At 64.6% G+C, this 21,659-nt stretch carries 24 protein-coding genes; 5 read left to right on the top strand and 19 right to left on the bottom strand.

What is annotated here, in order from left to right:
• Positions 1 to 166 precede the first annotated feature (166 nt).
• The gene (locus ACEQZY_RS07205; protein ID WP_370153288.1) at positions 167 to 553 is read right to left on the bottom strand and encodes a VOC family protein; all 387 of its coding nucleotides are present in this window, start codon (positions 551 to 553) and stop codon (positions 167 to 169) included.
• A gap of 98 nt (positions 554 to 651) precedes the next feature.
• Between ACEQZY_RS07205 and ACEQZY_RS07200 the strand changes: the two genes are divergently transcribed.
• Complete coding sequence (locus ACEQZY_RS07200) at positions 652 to 1,545, top strand: helix-turn-helix domain-containing protein (RefSeq protein WP_370153286.1); 894 nt, start codon at positions 652 to 654, stop codon at positions 1,543 to 1,545.
• Here ACEQZY_RS07200 and ACEQZY_RS07195 read toward each other — a convergent pair.
• The 6 genes from ACEQZY_RS07195 to ilvD form a co-directional block, all read right to left on the bottom strand.
• Complete coding sequence (locus ACEQZY_RS07195; protein WP_370153284.1) at positions 1,475 to 1,906, bottom strand: DUF1801 domain-containing protein; 432 nt, start codon at positions 1,904 to 1,906, stop codon at positions 1,475 to 1,477. The two genes, ACEQZY_RS07200 and ACEQZY_RS07195, sit on opposite strands and share 71 nt — an antisense overlap.
• Before the next feature lie 47 nt (positions 1,907 to 1,953).
• A complete protein-coding gene (locus tag ACEQZY_RS07190; RefSeq protein WP_370153282.1) occupies positions 1,954 to 3,060 on the bottom strand; it encodes a hypothetical protein in 1,107 nt (368 codons plus the stop codon).
• Positions 3,061 to 3,681 (bottom strand): hypothetical protein, encoded by a 621-nt coding sequence (locus tag ACEQZY_RS07185; RefSeq protein WP_370153280.1) that lies wholly within the window; start codon positions 3,679 to 3,681, stop codon positions 3,061 to 3,063.
• 136 nt (positions 3,682 to 3,817) lie between these two features.
• Positions 3,818 to 4,855 carry a fatty acid desaturase family protein gene (locus ACEQZY_RS07180; protein WP_370153278.1) on the bottom strand — a complete coding sequence of 346 codons (1,038 nt, stop codon included), beginning with the start codon at positions 4,853 to 4,855 and terminating at the stop codon, positions 3,818 to 3,820.
• Between the two features lie 633 nt (positions 4,856 to 5,488).
• Positions 5,489 to 7,030 carry a M81 family metallopeptidase gene (locus tag ACEQZY_RS07175; RefSeq protein ID WP_370153276.1) on the bottom strand — a complete coding sequence of 514 codons (1,542 nt, stop codon included), beginning with the start codon at positions 7,028 to 7,030 and terminating at the stop codon, positions 5,489 to 5,491.
• A gap of 69 nt (positions 7,031 to 7,099) precedes the next feature.
• Positions 7,100 to 8,824 carry a dihydroxy-acid dehydratase gene (ilvD, locus tag ACEQZY_RS07170; RefSeq protein WP_370153352.1) on the bottom strand — a complete coding sequence of 575 codons (1,725 nt, stop codon included), beginning with the start codon at positions 8,822 to 8,824 and terminating at the stop codon, positions 7,100 to 7,102.
• Positions 8,825 to 9,048: 224 nt separating this feature from the next.
• On the opposite strand from ilvD, the gene ACEQZY_RS07165 reads away from it, so the two are divergent.
• Together ACEQZY_RS07165 and ACEQZY_RS07160 are read left to right on the top strand one after the other, a co-directional pair.
• The gene (locus ACEQZY_RS07165) at positions 9,049 to 9,417 is read left to right on the top strand and encodes a hypothetical protein (RefSeq protein ID WP_341703593.1); all 369 of its coding nucleotides are present in this window, start codon (positions 9,049 to 9,051) and stop codon (positions 9,415 to 9,417) included.
• A gap of 65 nt (positions 9,418 to 9,482) precedes the next feature.
• Positions 9,483 to 10,403 (top strand): AEC family transporter, encoded by a 921-nt coding sequence (locus ACEQZY_RS07160; protein ID WP_341703592.1) that lies wholly within the window; start codon positions 9,483 to 9,485, stop codon positions 10,401 to 10,403.
• A 6-nt stretch (positions 10,404 to 10,409) separates the two neighbouring features.
• Here the strand turns inward: ACEQZY_RS07160 and era are convergent, their stop codons facing one another.
• The 9 genes from era to folK all read right to left on the bottom strand — a co-directional run bounded on the left by era (position 10,410) and on the right by folK (position 18,117).
• Positions 10,410 to 11,336 (bottom strand): GTPase Era, encoded by a 927-nt coding sequence (gene era, locus ACEQZY_RS07155; protein WP_370153273.1) that lies wholly within the window; start codon positions 11,334 to 11,336, stop codon positions 10,410 to 10,412.
• A complete protein-coding gene (gene rnc / locus ACEQZY_RS07150) occupies positions 11,333 to 12,082 on the bottom strand; it encodes a ribonuclease III (protein WP_341703590.1) in 750 nt (249 codons plus the stop codon). Before rnc ends, era begins: the two co-directional genes overlap by 4 nt.
• A gap of 7 nt (positions 12,083 to 12,089) precedes the next feature.
• Positions 12,090 to 12,851 (bottom strand): signal peptidase I, encoded by a 762-nt coding sequence (gene lepB, locus ACEQZY_RS07145; RefSeq protein WP_341703589.1) that lies wholly within the window; start codon positions 12,849 to 12,851, stop codon positions 12,090 to 12,092.
• Positions 12,852 to 12,941: 90 nt separating this feature from the next.
• Positions 12,942 to 13,388 (bottom strand): holo-ACP synthase, encoded by a 447-nt coding sequence (acpS, locus tag ACEQZY_RS07140; RefSeq protein ID WP_370153270.1) that lies wholly within the window; start codon positions 13,386 to 13,388, stop codon positions 12,942 to 12,944.
• Positions 13,389 to 13,401: 13 nt separating this feature from the next.
• Entirely contained in the window at positions 13,402 to 14,154 is a 753-nt protein-coding gene (locus ACEQZY_RS07135; RefSeq protein ID WP_341703587.1) for a pyridoxine 5'-phosphate synthase, read from the bottom strand.
• A gap of 20 nt (positions 14,155 to 14,174) precedes the next feature.
• Positions 14,175 to 14,762, bottom strand: a complete 588-nt coding sequence (gene pyrE, locus ACEQZY_RS07130; protein WP_370153268.1) for an orotate phosphoribosyltransferase — start codon at positions 14,760 to 14,762, stop codon at positions 14,175 to 14,177.
• Positions 14,763 to 14,798: 36 nt separating this feature from the next.
• Positions 14,799 to 16,970: a bifunctional (p)ppGpp synthetase/guanosine-3',5'-bis(diphosphate) 3'-pyrophosphohydrolase gene (locus ACEQZY_RS07125; protein ID WP_341703585.1), complete on the bottom strand. Its 2,172-nt coding sequence runs from the start codon at positions 16,968 to 16,970 to the stop codon at positions 14,799 to 14,801.
• A gap of 111 nt (positions 16,971 to 17,081) precedes the next feature.
• A complete protein-coding gene (gene rpoZ / locus ACEQZY_RS07120) occupies positions 17,082 to 17,477 on the bottom strand; it encodes a DNA-directed RNA polymerase subunit omega (RefSeq protein ID WP_341703584.1) in 396 nt (131 codons plus the stop codon).
• A 106-nt stretch (positions 17,478 to 17,583) separates the two neighbouring features.
• A complete protein-coding gene (folK, locus tag ACEQZY_RS07115; RefSeq protein WP_370153265.1) occupies positions 17,584 to 18,117 on the bottom strand; it encodes a 2-amino-4-hydroxy-6-hydroxymethyldihydropteridine diphosphokinase in 534 nt (177 codons plus the stop codon).
• A 95-nt stretch (positions 18,118 to 18,212) separates the two neighbouring features.
• Between folK and ACEQZY_RS07110 the strand changes: the two genes are divergently transcribed.
• Together ACEQZY_RS07110 and ACEQZY_RS07105 are read left to right on the top strand one after the other, a co-directional pair.
• Positions 18,213 to 18,884 carry an NYN domain-containing protein gene (locus ACEQZY_RS07110; RefSeq protein ID WP_341703582.1) on the top strand — a complete coding sequence of 224 codons (672 nt, stop codon included), beginning with the start codon at positions 18,213 to 18,215 and terminating at the stop codon, positions 18,882 to 18,884.
• 10 nt (positions 18,885 to 18,894) lie between these two features.
• The gene (locus ACEQZY_RS07105) at positions 18,895 to 19,539 is read left to right on the top strand and encodes a uracil-DNA glycosylase (RefSeq protein WP_341703581.1); all 645 of its coding nucleotides are present in this window, start codon (positions 18,895 to 18,897) and stop codon (positions 19,537 to 19,539) included.
• Here ACEQZY_RS07105 and ACEQZY_RS07100 read toward each other — a convergent pair.
• Genes ACEQZY_RS07100 through dapA form a run of 3 tightly spaced genes read right to left on the bottom strand, consistent with a single transcriptional unit; the run spans position 19,536 to position 21,627 of the window.
• Positions 19,536 to 20,210 (bottom strand): sulfite oxidase-like oxidoreductase, encoded by a 675-nt coding sequence (locus ACEQZY_RS07100; protein ID WP_370153263.1) that lies wholly within the window; start codon positions 20,208 to 20,210, stop codon positions 19,536 to 19,538. The two genes, ACEQZY_RS07105 and ACEQZY_RS07100, sit on opposite strands and share 4 nt — an antisense overlap.
• A 25-nt stretch (positions 20,211 to 20,235) precedes the next feature.
• Positions 20,236 to 20,703: an SsrA-binding protein SmpB gene (gene smpB, locus ACEQZY_RS07095; protein WP_341703579.1), complete on the bottom strand. Its 468-nt coding sequence runs from the start codon at positions 20,701 to 20,703 to the stop codon at positions 20,236 to 20,238.
• Between the two features lie 6 nt (positions 20,704 to 20,709).
• Positions 20,710 to 21,627: a 4-hydroxy-tetrahydrodipicolinate synthase gene (gene dapA / locus ACEQZY_RS07090; protein WP_370153261.1), complete on the bottom strand. Its 918-nt coding sequence runs from the start codon at positions 21,625 to 21,627 to the stop codon at positions 20,710 to 20,712.
• Positions 21,628 to 21,659 lie beyond the last annotated feature (32 nt).

Raw genomic sequence — 21,659 nt, 5'->3', positions numbered from 1 at the left:
TCCGCGGGCATGCCGCCATCAACAAAGATCGTCGCCCCGGGCGAAGACCCGGGGCCCAGCCGCCCTTTCCGCGTCTCCGTTTTGGGGGGGCCGGATGACGCGGCGATGAAGCATGGGCCCCGGCTCGCGCTGACGCCTGGCCGGGGCGACGAGCTATGGGAACAGCCTACTTCGCCGCCCCGCAATACGCCTCCAGCCGGTAGCCGTCGGGATCGACCACGAAGGCCGCGTAGTAATTCTCGCCGTAATCGGCGCGCAGGCCCGGTTTGCCGTTGTCGCTGCCGCCGGCCTTCAGCGCCGCGGCGTGGAAGGCATCCACCGCCCTGCGGCTGGGCGCGTCGAAACACAGATGCAGGCCGTTCTGCGCATCGGCCTTCACCGGCTTCTTCACCGCCAGCAGCCACAGCGGAATGGCGCCGGTCTCTGCGTTGCCGTAGCCCAGCGAGGTCTCGCCCGGCGACGTGCAGGTCAGGCCGAGCGGCTTGAGGGCGGCGTCATAAAACCTGCGGGCGCGGGCGAGATCGGCGGTGCCGAGGGAAATGTGATTCAACATGGGAAAAGCGTCCTCTTCAGGGATCACGGGTTGCGAAGGCCGCCAGCCTGCCCGGCCGGCCCCTGCCCCGGCTTGGGGAATGTTGCTATTCTGGCGTCATGTCCGACCTCGCCGATCTGGCCGACCGCGCCCCCACCCTGACCAGCCGCAATCTCGCCTCCGGCGCCGGCTGGGTGTTGCGCGACATCGTCTGCCGCGCCGGGCCGGACGACCGCGACGCGGAAGAACGCCACGCCACCATGTCGATCTCGCTGGTCACACAGGGCAGCTTCCGCTACCGCACCGATACCGGCGATGTGCTGCTGCATGCCGGCAGCCTGCTGCTGGGCAATGCCGGCGCCTGTTTCGAATGCGGCCACCGCCACAGCCGGGGCGACCGCTGCCTTGCTTTGCATTTCGAGGTCGACCTGTTCAGCGAGATGGCCGCCAGCCGCGCCGGCGGCGCGCGGTTCCGCTTCGGCCAGGCGATGCTGCCGGCCCTGCGGCCCCTCACCCCGGCACTGGCGCGGCTGCAGAGCTACACCATGGCCGGCGCGGATACGCAGCAGATCGAGGAATCCGCCATCGCGCTGGCCGCCCGGGTGCTGACCACGTTAAGCGGCGCGCCGCCCGCCGCCGCCACGCCATCGGCGCGGGATCACAGACGCATCGCCGCCGTGCTGCGGCATATGGAGGAAACGGCCGCCGAGCCGCACAGCCTGGATGCGCTGGCATCGCTCGCCTGCATGAGCAAATACCATTTCCTGCGCTGCTTCCGCCGCATCACCGGCAGCACGCCTTACGATTACCTGATCTCCTTACGCCTGCGCCGCGCCGCCCTGCGGCTGCGTGCGTGCCATGACGGCATCGCCGCCATCGCCTTCGATTGCGGCTTCGGCGATCTTTCCACCTTCAACGCAATGTTCAGGGACGTGTTCGGAGTCAGCCCTGGCGCGTGGCGGCTGTCTTCTTCTGCTGATGATACGTCAGCGCCGCCCGCAGGCAGAGGCTGAGCGGCACGGCCGGCAGCCGGCCGGTCGCCGGGATCAGCAGGGCGCGATTGCCCTCATAGCCGAACAGGTCGCCGAACTGCGCGCGGAAACCGTCGATCAGGCTGGTCTGGCAGTTCACGAATACCGCGCATCGGTCGGGCGCGGCCCTGGTGGCGCCGAGGCGGATGGTGGTGCCGCTGCCGCTGGCGGTCAGATAGGCCGGCTCGCCCCATTTCAGTGTCTCGGTCAGCACGCCGACGCCCTCGGTCTCAGCGGCGACCGCGTAGATCAGCGCGCGAATCTGCAGCAGCCGCCTGCGTACCGGCGCCGGATGGCACGCCAGGGCGGCGGTGATTTGTTTCGGGGGGGCAGAGAGAACCATACTTGGTCAAGAGTATCTTCGCCGCAACGTTGCGCTAAGAGGATTAATTATCGCGGAATATAAGCCTCTCGCAAAACTCTACTAACATCCCCACCAGAAGATACACGCCCCAGTGCTTTTGACAGCGGAGTTTCGACCGACTCTATTTCATCAGCAATATTTTCAGACAGTTCTTTCACCTCAGCAAATAAACGCCGAAGTTGATCGTACTTTCCAGATTCATTGAGAATGCGCCGAGTACCATCCGGCGTCATTAACCCTTCTGCCGTAGACTTATTGTTTACAAGATATTCAAGATTATCCCTTGCAATAGCGACAAGCGTCAAATCTCTCTCAGGAATCACCCTCATGCTGTCGCTATCAAAATGCCAAACTATTGAAGCGATGTCATAGCTAGAAATTTCCACGCGCGGTTCGGCGTCAGCCCTTAACGTCTTCAGCAATCTAACAATCTTTTTTGTACCCCCGCTTGAATCTCGCTCCTTCTCATTGATTCTAGCCATGTGCAGGAATGGCAAGTTCTCAATAATCTTGTCTTCGCTCTTATTCCATATGCAAACCTTACGGAACACCTTGTCCATCGTTCTTTGATATTCAATATCGTCATGCCAATGAGCCGGTACAATATCGACCTTTCTAGATAAGCTCCCTCCGGACAGCGTGATTGATTTACGCCCCGTGATATCAATTTGAGCCGCCGGATAAGCCGCCGTTAGTATCGCCTCACTTGCCCTACGGATGTCTTTGACTTCTTCCTTTGCAACAAGATTGGTCGGCGTGTAGTGAGACGCTCGAGGACCACTCGAGTTGTATGTCAAAACTCGATTTGAGAGCACAAGCACATCAATATCGCTCTGAAATCTTATATGAATATTCAATGGGACCGAGCCTTGGTATTCGAAGTCTACCGGAAGCCCTGCCTCGCCCAACTTACTTTTTAATTGGTTGATGACTCTATCGCCTTCCTCGTAGCTCTTTCTCGTATAACTATCATCGAGCTCCGCCATTGCCAGAAAAGCATACCGCACGGACTTCTGATTACTACGCTTCCACTGCGGTTCAAGATTAATCGCCAAGGCTTCATTTAGCCCTTTTGTCAAATCCTGACGCCGAGCCAAAGCCCGACTCAATCGAGTGTCAAAGTCGCGCGGCATTTATCCAACCTTTTTCAATTTTGTTGTCCCGAAAGTAAATCTTTGCTTGTTGAAATAGTCACCATTACCAACTCCATTCTTAGGATGAAAAATTATCTCCGCGTATCCATCGTGAGGCTTTAGGTCGGGATTACCTAACTTCGGCTCATTCCTATAGGAATACATAAGCCGGCACCCAATATCTCGATCAGGCAATAACGCTGCAGAAATGCTGTATGAGTCTGAAGTCTTAGTTTCTAGAAAGACACGAATTTTCTCCCACGACTGAGTAATGGTTATCAGCCCCTTCCAATCGTGAAGAACTTCACCTTTCTGCCCAAGCGACTGCCCAGTAACCTCCCATTTACCGGCCAAGTTCGGAATGTTTAGTAACCGCGAAGCTACGGGCAACTTCCAAATCCAGTAATCGAATGAGAAATACAGAGCGGCAAACACGACGCCAGACGTGATTGGCCAAATAATCAATGAGCCTGATGTTTCGATGCCAGCTCTTTTTGCGAGATCAATAGCCGCAATCCCTACAGTCACCCCTCCGGACGCAATAAGCCCCGCGCCGATGGCCAGCCACCGCCCGATCTTCGCCCTACTGTGGCCAATAATCGTGTATTCATGAACCCGCACGGATTCCCCCCAAACACGTGCAACAGTTATAAAAGCATCGTATTTCGCGCGGCGTTACATTTCAATGTCACAGATCAGTCCCAATTACGCCTACCATTGCATGCGAGATGCCGTTCATTGTCTGGCACCTAAAAGCTTATATCCGCCCCACGCTCGCCGCTCTCGGCCCGCTGCCGCCCTCAGCAATCGCGCTCGCCGCCAGCCGCAGCACGGCCGCGTAGGATTTCCGGATCTCCATCTTCCCGCCATAGCCCCGGCCCAGCAGCAGGCGATGCGCCTGCGGCAGCCGCCAGCAGGGCACCTGCAGGGCGAGATGGTGTTCGAGATGATAGTTCACCCAGTAGGGCGCCAGCAGCAGTCGCGTCAGTCCTCCGGCATAGGTCGTGCGGGTGTTGCGCAAGGCATCGTCGTTGTCGGGCACCATGGCATGCTCGGCGATGTTGCGGATGCGGCTGACCAGCTGGTACCAGGTGAACAAAGGCAGCAGCCACAGCGCCGGATACAGCCACCAGTATCCGAGTGCGGCCAGCAGTGCGAACAGCGCCAGATTGGCGCCAAGCCCGCCGGCGATGCCGAGCCGCAGCAGCCGCGCCCGGCGCTCCGTCCACCTGTCTCCCTTCCCGCCCCACGCCCCCCGCCACTGGTCCGCGCGGCGGCGCAGGCCGCTGATGCCGGTGAGGTCGCGGCGGATCTTGCGCCACAGGCTGCGGCGGGTGACGGGGAACGGCGCCGACAGCACGAGGTCGGGGTCGTCTGCCTGCTGGGTGAAGCGATGATGCTTCAGGTGATAGGGCCGGTAGAGATGCAGATCGGTGCCGACCGGATAGGCGCACAGCCACTGGCCGGCGAACTCGTTCCAGCGCCGCGTGCGGAACAGCAGGCCATGGGCGGCATCGTGCATCAGGATGGCGAGCCCGAGCTGCCGCCCGCCGATCACCATCACGGCGGCGATGAAGGTCAGCGGGTTCGGCCAGGCCACGAACAGCGCCATGGCGCCGCCGATCAGCGCCCAGGCATGCAGCACGAGGGCCGCGCCCACCACGTCTGAGCGCCGGCCGAGCCGGGCCAGTTCGCCGGCCGAGAAGAGATCGCGGGCGGTGACGGGCTTTGCTGCGGACTCAGCCTGCACGGGATTGGGCTGCATGAAGTCGGGCTGTAGGGGATCGGCCTGCATACGGTGTTCCTCGGATCGTTTCTTCTTGTTGCCGGCAGTGTAGCGCCGGTTTTCTGCCGTCGTCTTGGCCGGATTTGCTCCGGCCATCCCCGTCTGTGCCGCTGCCTGGGCCCCGGCTCAGGGCCGGGGCGACGATTTATGAGATTCATGAGACCCGGCAAAATCCGGGAGACGGTTGTATTCCCCTTGCCCCGCCCCCAGATCGTCACCCCGGGCGAAGACCCGGGGTCCAGCCGCCCTTTCCGTGCCCCTGTCGGCTACAGCAATGATGTAGCGCTACCGCATGGGCCCCGGCTCGCGCTGACGCCTGGCCGGGGCGACGATCTTTGGAGTGGTCCGATTCGGATGAACGAGCTGTATCGCGAAACCCGGCCCTTGAATCCGGCCGTCCGTACGCTAAATGTTCCAGTCACAGGCTCCATTGGCCGGTTCTGACAAAACCGGCCCGGATCAAGGCGTTGGAGCCGAGACGAACCGAAACGAACCGTTATGAACCGAACTGAACCGCTGCGAACCGGAATGAACCGTCGCGAACCAGGACGAACCGCAGCGAACCCGGCACAGCCGTTCCGGGCTCCGGCGCGGCGGAAAGGAGACATGCCGGGTTCGCTGGTGCCTGATCCTGGCGCCGGACTACTGATGTATGCGTCCGCGCGGGCTGAGCCGGATGCCCCTGCGCAGGCGGGCATAGGGCAAAGTCTCGGCCCGCTCGATGAAGGCGCCGGGGCTTTCCACCGTCAGGATCTCGTGGGCGATGTCGGTGAAGTCGCCGCGGAAATGCACGGTGCTTTTCAGGCCGAGGATCGGCCGCTCGCCGGGCTCGATGCCTAAGTGCCGGAACTGCTCCTTGTCGCCGGCCTGCAGGCGGGTCGAGCTGACCACGATGTCGATGCCGCGGCCCGGCGGCGAGTCCGGGCTGCGCACCCGCAGCAGGGCCTGGGGTCCGAGATTGGTGCGGGCGCCCCTGTAGAACGGCCCGGTGCAGAGAAAACGGCCGTCGCCGAGCTTCGCCACCTCGAAGCGGTGGCGCAGCGGCGCGGTGCCGCCGCCGGAGAACAGCTTGGCGCCCAGCGCGATCTCCAGCGCGGCGCCCTCGCCCGCCTGGTGCGCCAGCCGGGCCGCCTCGGGGTCGTAGAGCTGGCAGATGGCGGCATCGGGCACGCCCTCGGCCACCAGCGCCGCAATCAGCCCGGTGGTGTCGCAGGTGGCCCCCGCGCCGGGATTGTCCTGCACGTCGGCCAGCACCACGGATTTGCTGGCGCCGGCGCGGATCATGGCGCGGGCCTCGGCAATCGCCGCCTCGGGGCTCAGCAGCCGGGTGCGGAATTCCGCCTCGCGCTCGGTGATGTGGCGGGCAAGCTGGTCGGCGGCGCGGTCGGCGGCATCCTGCGTGTCGGCATAGGCGATCACGGCCGGGCCGCAGTCGCGGATATCGGCCGGGTGGAAGCCCGGCGCAAACGACAGCGACGAGACCGCGCCGGATTCCATCCGCTCCAGCTCCTCGTAGATGGAGCGGCAGGGCTCGATGAAGGTGCATTGCGCGGTCAGCGGAATGAGAAACGGCAGCTTGCGGAGCGCCTTCGCCTGTTTCGGCCGCTCGCCGGTCAGCAGTCTTTCCAGGTGGCGGGCGACCCTGCCGCCGGTCACCGCCATGTCGAGATGCGGATAGGTACGGTAGGCGATCAGCATGTCGCTGTCATGCACCATCGCCTCGGTGATGTTGACATGCAGGTCGAGGCTGGCGACCACAGGTATGCCCGGCCCGACGATGGCACGCACGCGCCGCAGCAGCTCGCCCTCGCCGTCCTCATGGCTTTCGGTGACCATGGCGCCATGCAGGTCGAGATACACCGCGTCGATGCGGCCCTTGAGGGCGGCGATGCCGTCGGTGATCTTTTTGGCGACGTAGTCGAAGGCCTCGTCGGTGACGTAAGACGACGGCTGCGCCGCCGCCCAGACGATCGGATGCAGGTCCCATTGCAGTTTTTTCGCGGCGGCGATGAACCCGCCGATGGGGATGTTCATCGGCTCGAAAGTCTCGAAGATCGCCGCGCCCTCGGTCAGCGGCGGCCAGCCCTCGCCGGCGATGAAATTCGCCAGCCCGGCCCGGGTCGGCGCAAAGGTATTGGTCTCGTGCTGGAAGCCGGCAATGGCAACGCGGAAGGTCTGGGACATGGGGGGCTCGGTTCTTATCGCGGCAAAGAAGAAGGGCGCCGCAACGGGCGCCCTTCGGGGATGGTCAGGTCAGATATCGGCGTATTCGCTGGTTTCCTTCGCGCCGCCGGGATGCGTCACCGCCCCGTCATGGGCATCGCCCACGGTCTGGGCGTATTTCCACAGGGTGCCCGACTGGTAGTCGGTCTTGCGCGGCTTCCACTTCTTCTTGCGCGCCGCCAGTTCCTTGGCCGAGAGGTCGACCGAGAGAATGCCCTTCACGGCGTCGATGGTGATGATGTCGCCATTCTTGATCAGGCCGATCGGGCCGCCGACCGCCGCTTCCGGGCCGACATGGCCGACGCAGAAGCCGCGGGTGCCGCCCGAGAAGCGCCCGTCAGTGATCAGCGCCACCTTCTCGCCCATGCCCTGGCCGTAGATGGCGGACGTGGTCGACAGCATCTCGCGCATGCCGGGGCCGCCGCGCGGACCCTCGTAGCGGATGACGATCACGTCGCCTTCCTTGTACTTCTTCTTCTGCACGGCCTCGAAGGCGGCCTCTTCCGAGTCGAATACGCGGGCCGGTCCGACATGTTTCAGGCGGGCCATGCCGGCCACCTTCACGATGGCGCCGCGCGGTGCCAGGTTGCCCTTCAGGCCGACCACGCCGCCGGTGGGGGTGATCGGGTTGGTGATCGGGCGCACCACGTCCTGGTCCTTGGGGAATTTCACACCCTTCAGGTTCTGCTCGATGGTCTTGCCGGTGACGGTCAGGCAGTCGCCATGGATATAGCCGCCCTTGAACAGTTCGTTCAGCACCACCTGCACGCCGCCGATCTCGTACATGTCCTTGGCGACATAGCGCCCGCCGGGCTTGAGGTCGGCGATATAGGGCGTCGACTTGAAGATCTTGGCCACGTCGTCGAGGTCGAACCTGATGCCGGCCTCATGGGCGATGGCCGGCAGGTGCAGCGCGCCGTTGGTCGAGCCGCCGGTGGCAGCGACCACGCGGGCGGCATTCTCCAGCGCCTTCTTCGTCACGATGTCGCGCGGGCGGATGCCGAGCTTGATCAGCTCCAGGATCTGCTTGCCCGACGCCTCGGCATACTGGTCGCGGGTCTCGTACGGTGCCGGGGCGCCGGCCGAACCGGGCAGCGCGAGGCCGATGGCTTCCGAAACGCAGGCCATGGTGTTGGCCGTGAACTGGCCGCCGCAGGAACCGGCCGACGGGCAGGCGACGCATTCCAGTTCATGCAGGTCCCTGTCGCCCATCTTGCCGGCGGCATGCTGGCCGACCGCCTCGAAGACATCGACCACGGTGACGTCGCGGCCGCGGAAGCGGCCCGGCAGGATCGAGCCGCCATACATGAAGATCGACGGGATGTTCAGCCGCACCATGGCCATCATCAGGCCGGGCAGCGACTTGTCGCAGCCGGCCAGGCCGACCAGCGCGTCGTAGCAATGGCCGCGCACGGTCAGCTCGGTGCTGTCGGCGATCACCTCGCGGCTGATCAGCGACGACTTCATGCCCTGGTGGCCCATGGCGATGCCGTCGGTGACGGTGATGGTGGTGAATTCGCGCGGCGTGCCACCGGCGGCCTTCACCCCCTTCTTCACCGACTGCGCCTGCCGGCCCAGGGTGATGTTGCAGGGCGCCGCCTCGTTCCAGGTGGTGACCACGCCGATGAAGGGCTGGTGGATTTCCTTCTCGGTCAGGCCCATGGCGTAATAGTAGCTGCGGTGCGGGGCGCGCTCGGGGCCCTCGGTGACATGGCGGCTGGGCAGCATCGCCTTGTCGATCTTGCCGCCCTTCATGACGGATTTGCGCTTCGATGCAGCCTTTTTGGCGGGCTTTTTCATGGGCTGGTCGCTCCCTCGAACGTATATGCAGGCTCGAACGTAAATGCAGGGTCCGGAGCATAGCCAGCCCCCGCCTGCCCGGCCAGAGCCAAGCAGCCGTCCTGTCAGGGTTTTTCTAGCCGCACCGGGGATTAACTGCTGTTTAAGAATCGTTAACGCCGATGGCCTAGGCTGGCCCCATGGGATTGCAGGCTGAAATCGTCGTCCCCCGCTACGTCGTGCTGACCCAGCTGGCGGACAGCTGGATTCCGCGCGCCTCCCATGGCGATGCCGACAGTGCCGAAGCCGAGGCCTTCCGCTGGCGCCGCATCTATGGTCCGCGCCGCACCCGGGTGGCCGAATACTGGATCCCCCAGCAGGAGCCGGAAGAGCACCGGCCAGCGGTCACCGACGTGATCGCCGAGACCATCACCGCCCTGCCGGCTGCCGGGCCGCAGCCCTGCCACTGCCCGACCTGGCGCGAGGCCGCGCTGCGCGCCTTCGCGCTGTATCTCGGCTTCAGCCTGGCCAACAAGGGGCTCGAACTGCTGATCCTGCTGGCCGGCTAGCAATCCGGTCCGCATGGGCTAGAGTGCGGCGAATACCAGTCCGTCCCCACCTTTGAGTCCTTCCCATGCTCGCCGTGATTTTCGCCATCGTGCCCGTCTTCCTGCTGATCGCCATCGGCGCCGGCATGAAACGCGGCAATTTCCCCGGCGACGCCTTCTGGCCGCTGGCCGACAAGGCAACCTATTTCCTGTTCTTCCCGGCCCTGCTGATCGACAACCTGGCCAATGCAAAGCTCGGCAATCTCGACCCGACCGGCATGCTGGGGGCCCTGCTGATCGCCCTGCTGCTGCAGGGCGGGCTGGTCTATCTGCTGCGGCCGCTGATGAAGGTGGATGGCCCGGGCTTCACCTCCGTCTTCCAGGGCGCGGTGCGGTTCAACACCTTCGTCGGGCTCGGCGCCGTCACGGCACTGGAAGGCGGTGCCGGTCTGACCCTGTTCGCCGTCGCCATCTCGATGGCGATTCCGATCATCAACGTGATGTGCGTGCTGACCCTGGCGCGCTATGGGGACCATGGCCGGGGCACCAGCCTGCGCGACCAGGCGCTGTTCCTGGCCAAGAATCCGCTGATCGTCGCCTGCCTGATCGGCATTGCGCTCAATCTGCTGGACATCACCCTGCCGCCGGGCATCGCCCCGGTCTTCAAGATGCTGGGCAGCGTTGCCGCACCGATGGGCCTGCTGACCGTGGGGGCCGGCCTGCAATGGCATGCCATGCGGGCCAGCCTGCAGCCGCTCGGCTTCGCCTGTGTCCTGAAGCTGCTGGTCTACCCGGCGATGCTGTTCGGCCTCAGCCGGCTCTGGGGCCTGGGACCGCTGGAAACCAAGATTCTGGTCCTGTGGGGAACCATGCCGACCGCCAGCGCCAGCTACATCCTCGCCCGCCAGATGGGCGGCAACGCCCCGCTGGCCGCCGCCATCGTGACGGTCACCACCCTGCTTGCCTTCGTCACCGTGCCGGCAATCTTCCTGCTGCTCGGCGTCTAGGCCGGTTCAGCCCTTGGGGAAATCCAGGCCCATGGCCTGGTAGCGCTCGGGATCGTCGCCCCAGTCCTCGCGCACCTTCACGAACAGGAACAGGTGGACCTTGCGGTCGAACTGCACCTGCATCTCCTCGCGCGCCTTGGCGCCGATCCGCTTGATCATCTGGCCGCCCTGGCCCAGCACGATCTTCTTCTGGCTGTCGCGCTCGACATAGATCACCTGCTCGATCCGCGCCGATCCGTCCTTCTTCTGGTCGGTCCAGTTCTCGGTCTCGACGGTGATCGCGTAAGGCAGCTCCTCATGCAGGGCGCGGTAAACCTGTTCGCGGGTGATCTCGGCAGCCAGGAAACGCATCGGCACATCGGCCAGCTGGTCTTCCGGATACAGCCACGGGCCTTCCGGCATCAGTGCCGCAAGCTTCGCCAGCACGTCGTCGACGCCACTGCCCTTCTCCGCCGAAATCATGAAGGTCTGCTCGAAGGGGTAATCGTCGTTCAGCGTCTTCGCCAGCCCGAGCAGCTTGTCGCGCGGCACCGTGTCGATCTTGTTCAGGGCCAGCAGCACGCGGCGCCTGCGCTCCTTCAGGGCCGCGACGATGGCGCGGCTCTCGTCGTCATAGCCCTTGCCAGCGTCGACCAGCAGCAGCACGGCATCGGCATCGTCGATGCCGCTCCAGGCGGCCGTCACCATGGCGCGATCCAGCCGGCGTTTGGGGGTGAAGATGCCCGGGGTATCGAGGAAGATGATCTGGGCATCGTCCTGCACGGCAATGGCGGTGATGCGGGCGCGGGTCGTCTGCACCTTTTTCGAGACAATCGACACCTTCGCGCCGACCAGCCGGTTCAGCAGCGTCGACTTGCCGGCATTCGGCGCACCGACGATGGCGACATAGCCGCAATGCGGCGTCGCCGGAGTATTCTGGGTCTCTTCGGTCATGACCTTGTCTTGTCGAGCCGGGCCAGAAGATGCCCGGCGGCTTCCTGTTCGGCGGCCCGCTTGGAGCCGCCCTTGCCTGTTTCCGGTTCGCCGCTGCCAAGACGGACGGCCACGGTGAAATGCGGTTCGTGTGGCGGCCCTTCCTGGCTGACCACCTCGTAACGCGGGGTGGCCATGCCGCGGGCCGCCGCCCATTCCTGCAGGGCGGTTTTCGCGTCTTTCGGCGCACCGGCCGCGAAATCCTCCAGCACGGGTTCCATATAGCGCCGCACGAAGCGTTCGGCCACCTTCAGCCCGCCATCCAGATACAGCGCGGCCACCACGGCCTCGCAGGCATCGGCGAGGATCGCCGGTTTGCCGGCACCGCCGGAATCCCGTTCGGAGCGCGACAGCTGGATAAAGTCGCCCAACCCCAGCGACTGCGCGAAGCGGGCCAGGCTTTCCTGCTTCACGAGGGCGTTGTAGCGCAGGGCGAGTTCGCCGGCCGCCGCCTCCGGATAATGCTCCGCCAGCAGGGTCGCCACCACGAGGCCGAGAACGCGATCGCCAATGAATTCCAGCCGGTTATAGTCCCGCATGGCCGGTGCCGCGGCAGCTTCCTTCTGGCGGGCGGATTTCGTCCGGCTGCGACGCGGATTGGCGGAAGGGTGCACCAGCGCCTCTTCCAGCAGGCGCGGCTCGGCAAAGCGGTGCCCGAGCATCCTCTGCAGTTCTTCCAGCGGCAGTTTGCGGCTGTCGGCAGACACGCCGGCCTCAGCGGATTCCGGTGAACATACGGTCCCAGCGGAAAGCCCCGAACCACGTCCAGGGCTTCAGCAGCGAGGCGCTCGGCTCGATGGAGATCCAGCGTATCTCGGCGCGGCCGATCAGGTTCTCGGCCGGCACGAAACCGACACCGCCGGTTTCGACCGGGACCCGGCTGTCCTGGGAATTGTCGCGGTTGTCGCCCATCATGAAATAATGGCCGGCCGGCACGGTGAAGACGCCGGTATTGTCCTCACGGCCGAAATCATAGAGGTCGAGCGTGCGGTAGGTGACGCCGTTGGGCAGTGTCTCTTCCCACTGCTTGGTGCGACCGACCACATTGCCGAAATGGTCGCGCTGTTCGAAATCCTCGACGCGGCGGCGCTGCACCGGCTGGCCATTGATGTAGAGCGCGCCTTCCTTCATCTGGATGCGGTCGCCCGGCAGTCCGACCAGCCGCTTGATATAGTCGATCGACGTATCCTGCGGAAAGCGGAACACCACGACATCGCCGCGCTTCGGTTCGGAGTCGAGTACCCGGCCGCTGAACAGCGGCGGGCTGAACAGCAGGGAATACCGGCTGTAGCCATAGGAGAATTTCGACACGAAGACATAGTCGCCGATCAGCAGGGTCGGATACATGGAGGCCGACGGGATATGGAACGGCTCGTAGGCGAAAGTCCGGATGCCGACGGCGATCAGGATGGCATAAATCAGCGTGCGGATGCTGTCCCAGAGATCGCCCCCCGCTTTCGCTTTCGTTTTTGCCACGACCTGCTCCTGCTTCATATAAATCAATCCCTTAGGCGGAAATGTCCCCCTGCGCCGGGGCAGCATCAAGCCGGGAACGGACCGGCAAAGTCAAGCGCCCCCGCCAGCGCCCGTGGTCACATCCGGCGGCGCTGGCCGCCGGGGTATTGCACTGATGATGACGATGGCCTGGGCCAGCGGCGGTTCGTCGGTGATCGACAGGTCGATCTGCGCCTCGCAGCCCGGCGGCAGCAGGCTCTCCAGCTGGCGCAGGGCGCCGCCGGTCAGGGCCATGGTGGGCTTGCCGCTGCGCAGGTTGACCACGCCCATGTCGCGCCAGAACACACCCCTGCGGAAGCCGGTGCCCAGTGCCTTCGAGCAGGCCTCCTTGGCGGCAAAGCGCTTGGCATAGGATTCGATCCGGGTGCGCGCGCGCCGCTCCGAACGGGCCTTCTCCACCGGCGTGAAGATGCGGTCGAGAAACCGGTCGCCGAACCGCGCGAGCGTCTTCTCGATGCGGCGGATATCGATCAGGTCCGAGCCGATGCCGATGATCATGGCCGCGGCTGCCTCAGGCCGAACGGGCGCGGCTGCCACGCGCCTCGTCCATCAGGCTGCGCATGCGGCGAATGGCGCCGTCGAGGCCACCGAAGATCGCCTCGCCGATCAGGAAATGGCCGATATTGAGTTCGACCACCGTCGGGATGGCGGCCACCGGCGCCACCGTCTCGAAGCTGAGGCCGTGGCCAGCATGGCATTCCAGTCCGGCAGCCTCGGCATGGGCCGCCGCGGCGCGGATGCGTTCCAGTTCCGCCGCCTGCACGGCGCCGTCGGTCTCGCAGTACCGGCCGGTATGCAACTCGACCACCGGGGCCCCCAGCGCCTTCGCGGCATCGAGCTGGATGATCGCGGGCTCGATGAACAGCGACACCCGGATGCCGGCCGCCGAGAGCTGGCGGATCATCGGTGCGAGGTGGTCGAACTGGCCGGCGGCGTCGAGCCCCCCTTCCGTCGTCCGCTCCTCACGCCGCTCGGGCACGATGCAGGCCGCATGCGGCCGGTGCCGCAGGGCGATGGCCAGCATTTCCTCGGTGGCCGCCATTTCCAGATTGAGCGGCAGGCTGATCTCGGCCATCAGCCGGTCGATATCGCCATCCGAGATATGGCGCCTGTCCTCGCGCAGATGCGCGGTGATGCCGTCGGCACCGGCCGCCGCCGCCATCCTGGCCGCGCGCACCGGATCCGGATGCCGGCCGCCGCGCGCATTGCGGATGGTGGCCACATGGTCGATGTTGATGCCGAGGCGCAGCGGACGGGCGGTCATGGCCGGAACTCCTGCCGGATTCAGGCGAGGTTGCGCGAGCCGGGCTTCACTGCCGGCAGTTTCTTCATCTCCGGCGGCAGCTCGTCCTCGCGGTAGGCCGGCACCTTGAAACCGCAGAGCGCAAAGAGCGGCACACCGAGATCGACTTCGCCATCGGACCGGTCGACAATGCAAGAAGCCGCTACCGTCACGCCACCATGGGCGGCGATGCAGTCGATGCATTCAAGGCTGGACTTGCCGGTGGTGACGACATCCTCGGCCATCAGCACGCGTGCGCCCTTCGGTATTTCGAAACCGCGCCGCAGGGCGAATTTGCCGTCGACCCGCTCGGTGAAGATTGCCGGCACGCCGAGCTGGCGAGCCAGTTCGTAGCCGACCACCACGCCGCCCATGGCCGGCGAGCAGACCAGGTCGACCGGGTTCGCCCCGAGTGCGGCGCGGATCTTGCCGGCCAGCGCCCGGCACAGGGCCTCGGCACGCTCGGGATGCATCAGCACCCTGGCCGACTGCATGTAGACGGGGCTGTGCAGGCCGGATGTCAGCAGGAAGTGGCCCTCGAGCAGCGCGCCGCTGTCCCGGTAATGCTGCAATACGTCGTCGCGGTTCATCCGTCTCCCTTTTCCTTCCTGCGTCCCGTATGCCGGTCAGCCCTTGGCCCGCTCCACCGAGCTGATGCTCGGCGTGGCGCGCAGGGCCGCGATGATATTGGTCAGGTGCTTCACGTCGCGCACCTCGATATCGACGAACATCTCGAAGAATTCCGGGGTGCGGTTGGTGATCTTGAGGTTGGTGATGTTGCCCTTGTGCTTGGCGATGATGGTGGTGACCGCGCTCAGCGCACCGGGCTCGTTGTTGATCACCAGGCTGATGCGGCCGACATGCCCATGGGCCTTTTCGGCTTCCGCCGGCGAATCCCAGGCAAGATCAAGCCAGCGCTCCGGCTGTTCGGCAAACTGTTCCAGCGCATCGCAGTCGATAGTGTGGATGGTCACGCCCTTGCCGGTGGTAACGATACCGACGATGCGGTCGCCGGGCAGCGGGTGGCAGCAGCCGGCAAAATGCATGGCCATGCCCGGGATCAGGCCGCGGATCGGGATGCCGCTGCCGGTCTTGCCGCTGGGCTTGTGCAGCCGGGGCAGCGGCGGCGCCTTGTCGGCCTCTGCCTCGCGGTTGCCGGGAAAGACGATGTTGACGACCTGGCGTGCCGTGATGTTGCCGTCGCCGACACCGACATAGATGTCCTCTGCATTGCGCAGCTTGAGCACCTTGACCACCGGATCCAGGGCCTTTTCCGACACCGATGCGTCATGCTCGCGGAACGCCTTGGCCAGGATCGCGCGACCGAGTTCCAGATACTGGCCGCGCTGCTGCTGGCGGATGAAGCGGTTGATGCAGGACTTGGCCCGTCCCGACTTGACGAAGTTCAGCCAGGTCGGATTCGGCGCCGGCACCTTGGAGCGCAGGATCTCCACCTGGTCGCCGTTGCGCAGCGTGGTGCGCAACGGCACGACGCGGCCGTTCACCTTGGCGCCGACCGCGGTGTCGCCGACATCGGAATGCACCGCATAGGCGAAATCGACCACGGTGGCATCCCGCGGCAGCGCGATCAGGTCGCCTTTCGGCGTGAAGCAGAAGACCTGGTCCTGGAACATGTTGAGCTTGGTATGCTCGAGGAATTCCTCGGGGTCCGAGGCCTGTTCCAGGATTTCCAGCAATTCGCGCAGCCAGCGGTACTGCCGTGCCTCGGCCTCCGGTGCCTCCTTGCCGTTCTGCTTGTACTGCCAGTGCGCGGCGACGCCCAGTTCCGAGATGTCGTGCATCTGCTGGGTCCGGATCTGCACCTCGATGCGCTTGTTTTCCGGACCGATCACCGTGGTGTGCAGGCTGCGATAGCCATTCTGCTTCGGCGTCGAGATGTAGTCCTTGAAACGGCCCGGCACCGACGGCCAAGTCTGGTGCACCACGCCAAGCGCGTGGTAGCAGGCGGCAAGATCCTTCACAACGACGCGGAAGGCCATGATGTCGGACAGCTGCTCGAACGCGATGTTCTTGCGCTGCATTTTCTCCCAGATCGAGAACGGGCGCTTTTCGCGGCCCGACACCCAGGCCTCGATCCCCTGCTCGGCAAAGGTCCGCTTGAGCCGGTCGGCGATACGGTCGACCATACTGCCGCCCTCGCTGCGCAGCTGGTCGAGGCGGGCGATGATCGAGGCACGCGCATCGCCGTTCAGTTCGGCGAAGGCCAGGTCTTCCAGTTCCTCCTTCAGGTCCTGCATGCCGATGCGGTCGGCAAGCGGGACGTAGATCTCCATCGTCTCCTTGGCGATGCGGCGGCGCTTGTCGGGCGAGCCGACAAAATGCAGCGTGCGCATGTTGTGCAGCCGGTCGGCCAGCTTGACCAGCAGTACCCGGATGTCGTTGGACATCGCCAGCAGCAGCTTGCGGAAATTCTCGGCCTGGCGGGTACGGTCGGACTGCAGTTCGATGCGCGACAGCTTGGTGACGCCATCGACCAAGCGCAGTACGTCCTTGCCGAAATTCTTCTCGATCTCGGTCGAGGTGGCGACGGTATCCTCAAGGGTATCGTGCAGCAGGCCGGTGGCGATCGCCGTGCTGTCCAGCTTCATGCCGGCAAGGATGCCGGCCACCTCGACGGGGTGGGAGAAATACGGGTCGCCCGAGGCGCGCGTCTGGGTGCCGTGGGCCTTCATGGAGAAGACATAGGCGCGGTTGAGCAGGTCCTCGTCCGCATCGGGATCGTAAGCGAGGACCTTCTCGACCAGCTCGACCTGGCGCATGATTCGCGGACGCATCATACCGGCCCGTTCTCCGCCTCCGGCAAACGGTTGTTCCTAAAGACTAATTTTGATCGAAAAAGCGGCGGGGACAAGCCCGCCGCGGTCTGGAAAGCGGCGATTTTTTCCGGATCAGTCCTCGTCCGCGGCCGGCTCGGCCTCGTCGGCAGCATCGTCATCGTCGCCGTCGGCCTCCTCGATGGACATGCCCTCGCCCACCTCGTCGCCATCCTGCGGCACGCCGGCCCATTCGCCGGACTGCATCAGGGCCGCCATGTTGTCTTCTTCCGGCTCGTCGACCTCGACATGCTTCTGCATGCCGCCGATCATGCGCTGGCGCAGGCCCTCGGTGTCCACCGTCTCGTCGGCGATCTCGCGCAGGGCCACCACCGGGTTCTTGTCATTGTCGCGGTCGATGGTCAGCGGCGCGCCGGACGAGATGGCGCGGGCACGCTGGGCCGCCAGCAGAACCAGCTCGAAGCGGTTCGGAATCTTCAGGATGCAGTCTTCGACGGTGACGCGGGCCATGGTCCAACCTCGGCAAAATCGGCTAAAGCGCGCCTGTTTACGGGCGATTCGGCAATCTGGCAAGGCCCTCTGCGGCCATGGCTGCCGGAATGCCCAGCATGATACATCATAACATGCTGATATCCAAGGGAAATGCAGCCCCGATCAAAGCCCCGATTTCTTCGCCGCCGACCGGGTGACGCCAGCCCGGCGCCACCTCCTGCAGGGGCAGCAGGACGAACAGCCGCCCGGCCAGGCGGGGATGCGGCAGGACCGGTCCGGCCCCGGGGCCATCCGCGGCACCGGCCGGCCGGACCTGGCCGCGGAAATCGAGCAGGTCGAGATCCAGAATGCGGGCCTCCCAGGTGCGAAGGCGGACCCGCCCGAAATCCGCCTCGATCCTGTGCAACAGATCCAGCAGGGCCGGCGGATCCAGCGGCGTGTCGACCTCGACCACGCCGTTGACGAAATCCGGCTGGTCCGCGGCCGGAAACGGCGCGGAACGCCACCATGACGAGCGGCGGACAATGGTCACTCCCTCGACAGCAAGCCTGGCAAGGGCCGCTTCCAGGGTCTGGCGCGGCGGACCGTGTACCGGGCTGGCCAGATTGGCGCCCAGCGCAATGTAGATTCCGCCCTGCGGCGACGGATTCGCAATCATCCGGCCCTTGCCTTGGATCGCAGCGCGGCTATGAGTGTATGCATTGGATCTGAGCGTCATTCGCAGTGCAGTCATAACCGTAAAAGGGTTTTGCCATGAAGTTCTATACTCAGGAGCGCGTTGCGCTCTTCATCGACGGCGCCAACCTGTATTCGGCGGCCCGCAGCCTCGGCTTTGAGATCGACTATCGCCGCCTGCTGGAAGCCTTCCGCAAGGAATCGCATCTGGTGCGCGCTTTCTATTACACGGCCCTGGTCGAGGATCAGGAATATTCGCCGCTGCGGCCGCTGATCGACTGGCTCGACTATAACGGCTTCACCATGGTGACCAAGCCGGCCAAGGAATACACCGATGCCATGGGCCGCCGGAAGGTGAAGGGCAACATGGATATCGAACTGGCCATCGATGTGATGGAAATGGCGCCGCATGTCGATCATGTCGTGCTGTTTTCCGGCGACGGCGATTTCCGCCGCCTGGTCGAGGCCGTGCAGCGCAAAGGCGTGCGGGTCAGCGTGGTCAGTTCGACCCGCACCCAGCCGCCGATGGTGGCCGACGAACTGCGGCGCCAGGCCGATACCTTCATCGAACTGCAGGACCTTGTGCCCAAGATCGCCCGCGACCAGGCCGCCCGCGAAGCCTCGCGTTCCGCCGGCGTGCAGGCCACCCTGCGCACCGGCCAGGGCAGCTATGCGCCCAGCCCGGCCAGCGCCATGGACGATTTCGATGATGAGATCGACACGGCCGACCCGCGCAAGCATCTGCGCTGAGCCCGCCGCCATGACCGTTGCCGTCGCGCTGCCGGATCGCGATTGCCGCCTCTGCCCGCGCCTCGCCGATTTCCGCACCGCCAACCGTGCGGCCCATCCGGACTTCTTCAATGCCCCCGTGCCGCCCTGGGGCGATACCGACCCGGCCCTGCTGATTGTCGGACTGGCACCGGGCCTGAAGGGCGCGAACCGCACCGGCCGGCCATTCACCGGCGACTATGCCGGCGACCTGCTCTATTCGACACTGATCAGATACGGCTTCGCCCGCGGCGTGTTCAGAGCCGATCCGAATGACGGGCTGCAGCTGGTGCGCTGCCGCATCACCAATGCGGTGAAATGCGTACCGCCGGAAAACAAACCGACGCCGGCCGAAACAAAGACCTGCATGCGCAGCTTTCTCGAACACGAGATCGCCGCCCTGCCGCGCCTGAAGGCCATCCTGGTGCTGGGGCAGATCGCCCATGTGGCGGTGCTGGATGCCCTGAAGGTGAAGCGCTCTGCCGCGCCTTTCGGCCACAATGCCGCCTTCGGGCTGCCCGGCGGCGTCCAGCTTTTTTCCAGCTATCACTGCTCGCGCTACAACACCAATACCGGCCGCCTGACCGAGGCGATGTTCCACGCGGTCTTCGACCGCATCACGGCCGCAACCGGCTAGCCGTAGCGGTCTTCCTTCCACGGGTCGCCGGTATTGTGGTAGCCCCGCACTTCCCAGTAGCCGGGCGCATCCCGGTCAAGGAAGGCGATATGCTTCACCCACTTCGCCGACTTCCAGAAATAATACTGCGGCATGACGATACGCACCGGCCCGCCATGCTCGCGGGTCAGCGGCTTGCCGTCCCAGGAATGCGCCAGCAGCACATCCGGTGCCGAAAACATCGGCAGGGTCACGTTGGTCGCGTAACCATCATAGGACTGGAACACCACATGGCGCGCATCCGCATGCGGCCGGACGGCCTTCAGCAGGTCTGAGGCCAGCACGCCAGTCCAGCGGTTGTCATAGCGCGACCATGCGGTAACGCAGTGGATGTCGGATACGCTGTCACTCTGCGGCAGATCGAGGAAGTCGTTCCAGGTCAGCTTCACCGGATTGCCGACCAGGCCGCCGACCGTCAGCTGCCAGCGGTCGAGCAGGATATTCGGCTGCACGCCGAGATCCAGTACCGGCCAGTCGCGCACCAGCCGCTGACCTGGCGGCAGGCGGCGGCGGTCGGGCGAAGACGTTTCGCCGGTCAGCAGCCGGCCGTCCCTGGCCCATTGCTGCTTGGAGGCGATCAGCTTGTCCCTGATCTGGCCGATCAGGCCCGGCTTGTAGTCGTCGTCGCTCATGGCCGCCTCCCGCAGGATTACGCGATCATTCCTTGCCCTTGCTGCGCATCAGCCGGTGCTTCTCGCGATCCCAGTCGCGCTTCTTCTCGGTTTCGCGCTTGTCATGCAGTTTCTTGCCGCGGGCCAGGGCGATCTTCACCTTGGCCTTGCCGCGTTCGTTAAAATAGATCGTCAGGGGCACCAGCGTCACGCCCCCGCGCTTCAGGCTCCCGATGAGTTTACCGATCTCCTTGCGCTTCAGCAGCAGTTTGCGCAGACGCCGGGGCTCATGGTTGAAGCGGTTGGCGCCATGATATTCGGGGATATGGCAGTTGATCAGCCAGATTTCCCCATCCTGCTCGGCGGCATAGGCATCCTGTATGCTGGCGCGGCCGTCACGGAGGCTCTTGACCTCCGAACCGACCAGCACGACACCGGCATCATAGACCTCGTCGAGATGATAATCGAAGCGCGCCCGGCGGTTTTCGGCCACCGTGCGCGATTGCTGGGCCATCAGGAACTACTTCTTCTTTTTCGGCTTTGCCTTGGCCTTTGCCGCCTTCGGGCCCTGCAGGCCAAGCGCCTTGACCACGGCCTTGACCTTTGCCTGGGTTTCCTTGGTCGGCGCAACCAGCGGCAGACGCACGTCGCGTTCGCAGATGCCGAGAAGTTCAGCGGCGTATTTCACCGGACCGGGGTTGGCCTCGATGAACAGCACGCTGTGCAACGGCATCAGCTTCTCCTGGATGGCCAGCGCCCTGGCATGGTCGCCGGCGAGGCTGGCCTCCTGCATCTGGGCGCACAGCTTCGGCGCAATGTTGCCGGTGACCGAGATGCAGCCGGTGCCGCCATGCGCGTTGAAGGCAATCGCCGACGCATCGTCACCGTCCAGCATGCAGAATTTGCTGCCGGAGGCCGCGCGCTGGCGCAGCGGGCGCAGCAGATCGCCGGTGGCATCCTTGACACCGCGGACGCGCGGCAGCTTGGACAGCGCCGCCATTGTTTCCACCGACATGTCGATCACGCAGCGCGGCGGAATGTTGTAGATGAAGATCGGAATCTTCGTGGCGTCGTGGATCGCCTTGTAATGGGCAAACAGGCCGGCTTGGGTCGGCTTGTTGTAATACGGCGTGACGATCAGGGCGGCATCGGCACCGGCCTCCTGCGCATGCAGGGTCAGCTCGATCGCCTCGTCGGTCGAATTGGAACCGGCACCGGCCATCACCGGCACCCGGCCGTGGGCCGCCTCGATGCAGATCTCGACCACGCGCTTGTGTTCGTCATGACTCAGGGTCGGCGATTCCCCCGTGGTGCCGACCGGCACCAGGCCATGGGTGCCCTGGGCGATCTGCCACTCGACAAAATCGCCGAACGCCTTCTCGTCCACCTTCCCCTTCCTGAAGGGGGTGATCAAAGCGACGAACGAGCCCTTGAACATGGCGAAATCCTCTGCCTGCGGCTGACACAAAA

This window comes from Ferrovibrio sp., from assembly GCF_964218355.1.
In the GTDB taxonomy this organism is placed as follows: Bacteria; Pseudomonadota; Alphaproteobacteria; order Ferrovibrionales; family Ferrovibrionaceae; genus Ferrovibrio.
Note: the sequence above shows the minus strand (reverse complement) of the source record. Positions and strands in the feature narration are given on the sequence as shown.